This window comes from Pelatocladus sp. (assembly GCF_059505505.1).
Window position 1 is genome coordinate 21,646 of the sequence record NZ_JCACKS010000206.1, and the last position, 9,848, is coordinate 31,493.

Below are 9,848 nucleotides of genomic sequence, written 5' to 3' on the forward strand. Positions count from 1 at the left end.
AGATTATTCAAAAATTATTCTGTTGCAAATTAACCCAACAATTCTTTTGCCTTTGCGACTACATTATCAACGGTGTAGCCGAATTTCTCCATGATTGTACCACCTGGTGCAGAAACACCGAAGCGATCAACGCTAATCATTGCGCCTTCATCACCCACGTAACGACACCAACCGAAGCTAGAAGCAGCTTCAACAGCTAAACGCTTTTTAACTGCTTTGGGTAACACTGATTCGCGGTAGGATTGGCTTTGAGCCTCGAACAGTTCCCAAGAAGGCATGGAAACAACACGAACTTTCTTACCTTCTGCACGAAGTTTAGTGGCAGCATCAACGCACAGAGGTACTTCGCTACCTGTACCAATAAGGATGATGTCAGGAGTACCTTCGCTATCAGAAAGAATGTAAGCGCCTTTGGTAACACCTTCAATACTGCTTCCTTCTAGTTGGGGCAGGTTTTGCCGTGATAATGCCAGCAGGGTAGGGCGGTGTTGATTGGCATTTTCAATGGCGACTTTGTAAGCACCAGAGGTTTCAGTACCGTCGGCGGGACGAATCACCGTCAGGTTAGGAATAGCCCGTAGAGAAGGGATGGTTTCGACTGGTTGGTGGGTAGGGCCGTCTTCACCCAAACCGACGGAGTCGTGAGTCATAACATAAATGACTCCAGCTTGAGACAATGCCGAAAGGCGAATTGCAGCTCGCATGTAGTCGGCAAAAACCAAGAAGGTGGCGCAGTAGGGAATTAACCCGGAACCATGCAAAGCAATACCGTTACAAATCGAACCCATACCATGTTCGCGTACACCGAAACGGAGGTTACGATTTTGGTACTGTCCTTTTTGGAAGTTACCTGCTCCCTTAAGTTCTGTAAGGTTGGAGTGGGTGAGGTCAGCAGAACCACCGATCATTTCTGGTAGCACAGGTGCTAGGGCGTTGAGGGTCATTTCGGAAGTTTTCCGAGTGGCGATCGCCTTACTTCCTGGTTCGTAGGTGGGTAGTGCTTTTTCCCAGCCTTCTGGCAATTTGCCACTGATTTGCCGCTCAAACTCAGCCGCTTCCTGGCCATACTTAGCTTTGTAATCAGCAAAAACTTTTTTCCACTGGCTTTCGTAATCAGCACCCCGTTCTACAGCCTTACGGAAGTGCTTGAGAGCATCTTCTGGGATGTTAAATGGTTCGTGTTCCCAACCCAAGTTATGACGAGTAGCTGTTACTTCGTCACCACCAAGGGCAGCACCGTGAACACCTGCGGTGTTTGCTTTGTTGGGGGAACCGTAACCAATGGTGGTACGGACTTTAATCATAGACGGCTTGTCAGTGACGGCTTTCGCAGCTGCGATCGCTTTGTCAATTGCTTCTAAGTTGGTGTCGCCATCGCTTACAACTTGCACGTGCCAGCCGTACGCTTCAAAACGCTTACCTACATCTTCGGTGAAGGAAATGTCGGTAGAACCGTCGATAGAGATGTGGTTATCATCGTACAGGGCAATTAGTTTACCCAAGCCCAAGTGTCCTGCTAAAGAACAGGCTTCACCAGATACACCTTCCATGTTGCAACCATCACCCAAGATCACATAAGTGTAGTGGTCAACAATTTTGGCATCGGGTTTATTGAACTTTGCGGCGAGATGAGCTTCTGCCATTGCTAAACCGACCGCATTGGCAATTCCTTGTCCTAAAGGCCCGGTAGTTACCTCTACACCTGGCGTTTCAAAATTTTCTGGATGACCAGGAGTTTTTGAACCCCATTGACGAAATTGTTTGATATCCTCTAGCTGAACGCTGTCGTAACCAGTCAAGTGGAGTAGGGCATACTGCAACATACAGCCGTGACCAGCAGATAAGACAAAGCGATCGCGGTTGAACCAATAAGGATTTTTGGGATTAAACCGCATAAACCGATCCCACAGCACAAATGCCATTGGTGCTGCGCCCATTGGCAGTCCTGGATGACCAGACTTGGCTTTTTCTACGGCATCAATTGCCAAAAAGCGTATCGAATTGATACAAAGTTCTTCAAGGGTTTGGGTTGCAACAGCCATAATTTAAGATTGTTTTTAACGACGGGTTAGCACTCTTTTAACAGTTAACAGTTACCAGTTATCAATAAAGAACCCATTTTCGCTTTGATTTAAGTCCCCGACTAAATGGTCGAAGGCTTTAGATGGTGAGGGATCTAACGCCCACCATCTGCCTGTTCACTGATAACTGTTCACTGTTCACTGATTTCAGCTTCTTTCGCCTGCTGGGGATCAAAATTCCCCACGATAGTATCATCATCCCATTGGTACTTGTTGACAAACAAGCCGTAGAATTGAGGATTTTTTATTTGGGATTTTAGGATTATTCTAGGAAGGATTAGCCTTAATATTCAGTTGTTAAAGGGACGGAATGATTTGAGCAGGGTGTCGGAGACAATACGTTATTTGTGGGGATCGGGGACACGGGGAACGGGGAAGTCGAATCAACTCCTCAGAAACACTGTACAAACCCCTTTATTTATTGAGATCGAAATAGAAATATTTGAAACCAGACTGTAGCCCTTGATATTTCAATAAATCTTTTTCAAATCCCTTATTAAAATTAAGGGGATTTCCCGATCCCCGATTCGCGATCCTCTGTCCCCTTTTAATTCCTAAATATATTTTTTAAATGCTAGCGTCACATTGTGACCACCAAAACCGAAAGAATTGGATAGTGCTACCTCAACGCGTGCAGTGCGACTGACGTTTCCTACGTAGTCCAAATCACATTCCGGATCAGGGTTTTCCAGGTTAATTGTGGGTGGCAAACCGTCGTTGGCGATCGCTAGTACTGTTGCTACTGCTTCAATACCACCAGAACCACCCAATAGGTGACCTGTCATGGATTTAGTAGAACTAATTGCTACTTTGTAGGCATGATCACCTAAAGCCCTTTTCATTGCTGCGGTTTCAGTCGAATCGTTGGCTGGGGTGCTAGTACCATGGGCATTGATGTAACTCACCATTTCGGGAGTTATTCCCCCATCTTTGAGTGCTAACTGTATGGCTCTGGCAGCTCCTTCACCACCGGGTACGGGAGATGTGATATGGTAAGCGTCACAAGTCATACCATAACCGACGATTTCGGCATAAATTCTCGCACCACGACTGATGGCGTGTTGCATTTCTTCCAGAATTAAGATTCCTGATCCTTCGCCCATGACAAACCCATCACGGTCTTTATCAAAAGGACGGCTAGCGTGAGCAGGGTCATCATTGCGAAACGAAAGTGCTTTGCAAGCGGCAAAGCCAGCAAGAGATAGGGGTGTAATAGCTGCTTCTGCTCCTCCGCAAACCATTGCCTGAGCATATCCGCCTTGAATCAGGCGAAAAGCATCTCCTATGGAGTTAGAACCAGCAGCACAGGCTGTCACTGAGCAAGAATTAGGCCCTTTGGCACCAATGTGAATTGCTGTTAATCCCGCAGCCATGTTGGCAATCATCATCGGAATCATGAACGGGCTACACCGATCTGGACCACGGTTTAGGTAAACCGTTTGCTGCTCTTCCATTACCTTGAGACCACCAACGCCAGAACCAATAATTACACCTACTTGTTCAGCATTCAGGTCGTTAATAGTTAACCGCGCATCCGCTAGAGCCTGTTTTGCCGCCGAGACGGCAAATTGAGAAAATCTATCCATGCGCTTGGCTTCTTTACGATCCATGTAATCGTGCGGATCGTAATTTTTTACCTCGCCAGCAATACGGCAAGCATGTTGCGAAGCATCAAACAAAGTAATTTCGCCAATGCCATTGCGTCCGCTTACCAATCCTTCCCAATATTCGGCTGGTGTGTTACCAATCGGTGTAATCGCGCCAACACCAGTTACAACAACGCGTTTACGTATCAAATCTGTCATGACTTAAGTTACAAGTGGCTCTCCGGCAGGACAAAATAGGGATTGGGTATAGGGCATTAGGAATTGCAAATCGGGCATTGGGGATTAAGAGTTGGGAGTTGGGAATTGGGCTTTATGTAATTTTTACCATGCACAATGCCCTATGCACCATGCCCTATACCCTATACCCTATGCCCTATGCCCTAACCTCTCTATGCGGATGTAGCAACTTCTTTGTCGATGTAATCCAATGCTTCTTGAACTGTGGTAATTTTTTCGGCAGCTTCATCAGGAATTTCGATATCAAATTCTTCTTCTAAAGCCATTACTAACTCAACAGTATCTAGGGAATCAGCGCCTAGATCATTGGCAAAATTAGCTTGTGGTGTAACCTCTTCGGGTTCAACACCCAGTTGCTCCACGACGATTTCCTTAACTTTTTCAAAAATGTCCGCTTGGCTCATAGATTTAATTCCTCAACCAGTTGCTATAGTCCGCTCTTTATGGGTTACATGGTTTTGAGCATATACATCTTAATCCGAAAGGGCGATCGCATACACCCTTTTAAACAATTCTGTTTTGCAATTCTTACTAAAATTTTTTCAGAACTACGCCCCAACACCAACAGTCTTGCAACCAAAACTAATTAAGTGATGATCAAAGGGATAATAAAACAGTTATTGTCGAGGGATGATACCTCATAACTTACAATATCTATGCTATCCCATACATTGAAATACGCTTACTACCCAGGTTGTGTTGCTCAAGGGGCTTGTCGGGAACTTCATCAATCTACAGTAGCCTTGAGTAAAGCATTAGGCATTGAACTTATTGAACTCAAAAAAGCTGCTTGCTGTGGTTCTGGCACTTTTAAAGAAGATTCTCAACTTTTAGAAGATACTGTCAATGCTCGAAATATTTCTTTGGCAGAAGAATTAAATTTACCTTTGCTGACTCATTGCAGTACTTGTCAAGGTGTCATTGGCCATGTTGACGAACAGCTCAAAGAATGCCAAAAAACAAATCCGGCTTATGTTGGACAAGTTAACAGCTTGCTTCAAAAAGAAGGCTGTTCACCTTATCGAGGAACGACACAAATCAAACATTTGCTTTATGCTCTCGCCAGAGATTATGGCTTAGAGGAAATTCAACAACGGGTTAGCCGTAAATTAACAGGACTCAAATGTGCTGCTTTTTATGGCTGTTATCTCCTGCGCGCTCAAAAATTTATGGCTTATGATGACCCCTTCCAGCCAGAGACAATGGAAAATCTGTTTCAAGCGGTAGGAGCTACACCCATTTATTACAGAGGTCGTACACAATGTTGTGGTTGGCCTCTTGCCAGTTATGCTACCACCGAGTCCTTCAAAATGGCTGGTAAGCATATTCAAGAAGCCATAGAAGCAGGTGCTGATTGTATAGTGACACCTTGTCCTTTGTGTCATCTCAACCTAGATTCTCGTCAACCAGAAGTCGAAAAGGTGATTGGACATAAACTGAGTTTGCCAATTCTACACTTACCACAGTTAGTTGCCTTAGCGATCGGCATTAGTCCCAAAGAACTAGGTTTGGAAAGACACATAGTTTCTACTCAGCCAGTCTTGGAGAAATTAGGGGTTTAGGAGTGTATGGGTGTAGGGGTTAGGGGAAAATAACTATTAACCCTTGACCCTTGAACACCACATCAATCAATTTTGATCAAGCGGTTTTCCCATTGGTGTCACTGTAACTTCTGGAGTAGAAGGTATATTTATTGATTGTGATGTTGGTTTTTGGGTAGGTGGAGGGGTAAAAATAGGTGCTGATGTCGTCTCCGGAGATGGTGGTTCAAAAGTTGGCATTGGCGAAGTTGTAGGAGATGGCAAACTAAATCTAGGAGTTGGCGCTGGTGTAAAGTTGATGTTTGGTTCAGTTTCTACAGATGGTGTTGATTCTAAAGTAGCAGTGGGTGTGGGTGTAGATATAGGTTTGCTTGATTGCTGAGGCTGCTCGAATTCTGGTTTTGGAAATGTTGGTTTCAGTGCTGGATCTATTCTGGGCTTAGTTGGTTTTAAAGGTGACAGTGTGGGGATTTCTGAAGCTGTGGGTTTGGCAATGGGAGATGGTGTGAAGGTGACTTTGGATTTGGGGTGGGCTAATGGTTCAGTTGTTAGTTGAGGTAATTTAATCTCAGGTTGATTAGGTGAGGATGCCAAATGGCTCGAATAAAACCAAGCTAACAATCCACCGGAAGCCAAAATTCCGGTAGTAATAACCCCTTGTGGTGAAAGTAAAAAGTTTTGCCGCAGAGGCCCAGATAAAGGTGCAGCTTGTCCCTCTACTATGTTCATCCGAGTTAATGGTGAAACTGAGGAGGAAGATAAAGGGTAGACGTGTTTTTCTTTAATCTTGTTAGCAACTTGCTTATTAATAACAGGTTGAGAATCGTTTTTTGTCGAGTCAACTTTTGATTGTTGAACAGGCTGATGACCTTTTTTTGTGCTGTGATTTTGAGAGTTGGGGCTATTTTCGATTTTTGGCTGGATGGAAGGTTCACTGCTACCATTCTGTAAATGTTGAGACTGGGGAACTGATACTGATAAAGATGAAGGAAGCAAATTGAAATTTTGGCGAGTGAGTGCTAATCCTGTAAAATCACTCAAAGCTTCTCGTAATTCTAAAGCTCTGGTAAAGTATCTAAAGGCTATGCTGTTTTCTTCTAAACACAGAGCGCGAGTACCAAGTTGATGTAAAGCCCAAGCTTCAGAGGCTTTGTCTCGTTCGGCTTGAGATGCTTGCAGTCCACGTTGCAGCACATGTTCCCACAAACCCCAACGCTTACTTAAAGCTAGCAAACCTTCTACTGCTTTTGCTAAATGTAAAACAACTTGCCAACGGCTAGCTCTAACTGACACTTCTAGTATTTGGACGATCGCATCAATTTTTGTGAGTAAAGTTTGTGGTTGCTGATTATACAACTGTGTCCAATCGATAAAGTAAGCGATCGCGTTTTCTAATGGTGTTCCTAATTTCCAGGCTGGCGGTAGTATTTCTCGGATTGTCTTGTTGCTGATGCGATACCGATAATCCTCCAGTTTAATCAGATAACGCCGTTGCAAATTTTCTAAAATTTCAGAGATGTCTGGTTGTTTTGTAATCGCTGCAATTTCTTCCTCTGACAACCCCACCTCACCCATGACTGCGAAAATTTCCAAAACGTCTCTATGGGGGTGTGGTAACAACTCGATGATTTGTTGAATAAGATAGATGCTAGCTTGAGAATTTGGTAGTTGACTGACAATTTCAGCCAGCGATCGCTTTTCTGTTAATGCGTAAGCGATCGCCAATTGCAAATGCATCGGGTTTCCCTTGAGGATAATACACAGGGATCTAGCAGCAGGTAGTTCCTCTATGGTTAGAGAACGCCCCATTTTTGTTTCAACAAAAATTAAGGCATCCTGAATAGACACTCCAGAAAGTTCAGTAGAGTATGCTTGTTGGCGGAGACGTTGTTTTGCAGAAGCAACCATAAAAGTACAGTTGCTAACAGTATTTCTCAACTGTTGCACTTCATCTTGAATAAGTTGAGCGTCGTCATCTAGTATGACTAGTGCGTGTTTGTCCTGAATTTGTTGCTGTATTTCGTCATCTGTGGGTTTATAAGGGATATCACTTTCATAGAAAGCTTCCCAAATGGATTGCAGTAAATCACTGACATAGGGGTGATGAGCAGATAGATTAATGACACCATCGCTGAACACAGAATTAGCTTCTAGTTCTGATGCCAAATAACGCAATAAAAAACTTTTGCCAAAACCCGGCGGACTATAAAATTCTACTGCTTGTCGAGATCTTAAAGTTGCGATCGCCTCATTGATCGGTTTTTCACGCTCTAGAAGTTTCTCGCTCGGAGGCTGACGTGTCAATACTGGTGCAGAAATTTCTCGCAAACTCGGTTGTTCTTGTGTGATTGCTGATTCTGCGATCGCACCTTGGCTAGAACCAATTTTGAGAGTGTACTGACCAACAACCAATGTATGATTGGTATCTGTCCGTATATTTGCTATTAAATTGCTGTGCGGCATAGATTTTTTCTCAATCATTAAATCGATTTTTACTTCATTTACCGCGATCTTGCTACTTACGTAGATACATATATTACATTATCTAAATTTACGTAACCAAGTGTTCCAGTGTTTGTAGTTGACCAAAAATAATGGGATACAAGCCCCGTCCTTCTAGGACGGCTTTTTATTGATCAGTTCATCAACATAATCCCTTAACTTGTTTTGCCAGTCAGGGACATCTTTAAGCGCTTCTTTTTGTCCAATCCTTCCCCTAAAACAGATGGGACTGTCGGCTAATGGATTCTCACTTGTAAAACCTAATTTATGTTTTTTCTGGAAAGTCATTGTATAGCTTTGTATATATGTGTATACTAATAGTTGTATCACAATTAAGGAACTCATGAAAGCCAGATTTCAGTATCGTTTCTATCCAACCGACCAACAACAACAGAGTTTAGCTCAGTTGTTTGGTTGTGTTCGTGTGGTGTGGAACGATGCGCTGGCCATCTGCAAACAGTCCGAAAAGCTTTCTAGTAACAACGACTTACAAAAGTTAGTGATTACGCAAGCTAAAAAGACTGATGAACGTTCATGGTTGTCTGATGTTTCTAATATCCCGTTGCAACAATCTGTTGCTGATTTGGGAGTTGCGTGGCTAAACTTTTTCGACTCCCTTAAAGGTAAACGCAAAGGTAAAAAGGTTGGCAGTCCTAAATTCAAAAAGAAGACGCAAAGACAATCAGCGCGATTTAGAATTGGTGGATTTTCAATCAAAGGAGAAGAAGTATATCTAGCCAAAATTGGTAATGTTAAGCCTATTTGGTCAAGATATCTACCATCCGCGCCTAGCAGTGTAACTGTTATTAAAGATTGTGCTAACCGCTATTTTCTCAGCTTTGTTGTAGAGGTCGAGCCTATTCGTACTGACGCCAAAAACCAAAGCATTGGTATTGATTTAGGGATTAAAACCTTTGCCGTCATGAGCAATGGGGATAAGGCAATAAGTCCTGATTATTCAAACAAAGACCGCAAAATTCGCAAGCTACAGCGTAAGCTAGCAAGACAACAAAAAGGGTCAAAACGTCGTGAAATTACCCGCTTAAGAATTGCCAAACAACACAATCAACTTGCAGATAAGTACATGGACATTAAAAAACAGCCAACCTTGGCACAGCCCTTTAGGGGCTGTGCCGCCCATACCGACAGTCTTTGAAACAAACAGATAACTCATAAAGGTTGGCTGTTTTTTCAGGTGGATCTACTTACCCGAAAAGATTTCCTGCACAAACTATCAACCAAAGTAGTTAGTGAGAACCAAGCTATTATTTTGGAAGACTTAAATGTGTCGGGAATGGTTAAAAATCGCAAGTTAGCAAGAGTGATTAGCTTGCAGGGGTGGCGAGAATTCCGTGTGCTTTGTGAGGCTAAATCCGAAAAACTTAATCGAGATTTCAGAGTAATTAGCAGATGGGAACCCACAAGCCAAACTTGTTCTTGCTGCGGGTATCGTTGGGGCAAAATTGATTTATCTGTTCGCTCAGTATTGTGCTTGAATTGTGGGACTGAACACGACCGAGATGAGAATGCAGCAAAAAATATAAACAAAGTCGGGATAGGGCATTGCCACGACTCTAAACGGACACGGAGGAATTGTAAGACTACTTCGGTAGCAGAATCCATTGAAGTGTCAAGAATCACCGTTCGTTTACGACGGTAAGTATGTCAAAATTTCTCGGACACCTATAAAGCAATACGCTTGGTGTTAAGCCCACAATTCTTTGTACCAGATGTGTAGCAAGATCCCCCAGGATAATTTCGCGTCTCTAACACCAAGCGTATTGACCTATAAAGGGTGTAGCTCGCAATTGGACAGCACACTATCCCTACCTTGTAGAAGGATGGGGAATTCCGCCAAAGAAGGTAAATTATTTTTTTGA

At 43.3% G+C, this 9,848-nt stretch carries 6 protein-coding genes and 1 pseudogene; 2 read left to right on the forward strand and 5 right to left on the reverse strand.

Annotation, left to right across the window (positions count from 1 at the left end; genetic code table 11):
- Positions 1-29: 29 nt before the first annotated feature.
- The 3 genes from tkt to acpP all read right to left on the reverse strand — a co-directional run bounded on the left by tkt (position 30) and on the right by acpP (position 4,329).
- Entirely contained in the window at positions 30-2,042 is a 2,013-nt protein-coding gene (tkt, locus tag AC5JMK_RS16840; RefSeq protein ID WP_096678199.1) for a transketolase, read from the reverse strand.
- A 593-nt stretch (positions 2,043-2,635) separates the two neighbouring features.
- The gene (gene fabF, locus AC5JMK_RS16845; protein ID WP_096678197.1) at positions 2,636-3,886 is read right to left on the reverse strand and encodes a beta-ketoacyl-ACP synthase II; all 1,251 of its coding nucleotides are present in this window, start codon (positions 3,884-3,886) and stop codon (positions 2,636-2,638) included.
- 191 nt (positions 3,887-4,077) lie between these two features.
- Positions 4,078-4,329, reverse strand: a complete 252-nt coding sequence (gene acpP, locus AC5JMK_RS16850; RefSeq protein ID WP_096678195.1) for an acyl carrier protein — start codon at positions 4,327-4,329, stop codon at positions 4,078-4,080.
- A 252-nt stretch (positions 4,330-4,581) separates the two neighbouring features.
- On the opposite strand from acpP, the gene AC5JMK_RS16855 reads away from it, so the two are divergent.
- Positions 4,582-5,487 carry a CoB--CoM heterodisulfide reductase iron-sulfur subunit B family protein gene (locus AC5JMK_RS16855; protein WP_096678193.1) on the forward strand — a complete coding sequence of 302 codons (906 nt, stop codon included), beginning with the start codon at positions 4,582-4,584 and terminating at the stop codon, positions 5,485-5,487.
- A gap of 66 nt (positions 5,488-5,553) precedes the next feature.
- On the opposite strand, the gene AC5JMK_RS16860 is transcribed toward AC5JMK_RS16855, so the two are convergent.
- Positions 5,554-7,929, reverse strand: coding sequence for an NACHT domain-containing protein (locus AC5JMK_RS16860; protein WP_495910626.1), 2,376 nt, complete (start codon positions 7,927-7,929; stop codon positions 5,554-5,556).
- Positions 7,930-8,082: 153 nt separating this feature from the next.
- A complete protein-coding gene (locus AC5JMK_RS16865) occupies positions 8,083-8,256 on the reverse strand; it encodes a hypothetical protein (RefSeq protein WP_495910627.1) in 174 nt (57 codons plus the stop codon).
- A gap of 55 nt (positions 8,257-8,311) precedes the next feature.
- On the opposite strand from AC5JMK_RS16865, the pseudogene AC5JMK_RS16870 reads away from it, so the two are divergent.
- Positions 8,312-9,628 (forward strand): annotated as a pseudogene (locus tag AC5JMK_RS16870) (RNA-guided endonuclease InsQ/TnpB family protein).
- Positions 9,629-9,848: the final 220 nt, after the last annotated feature.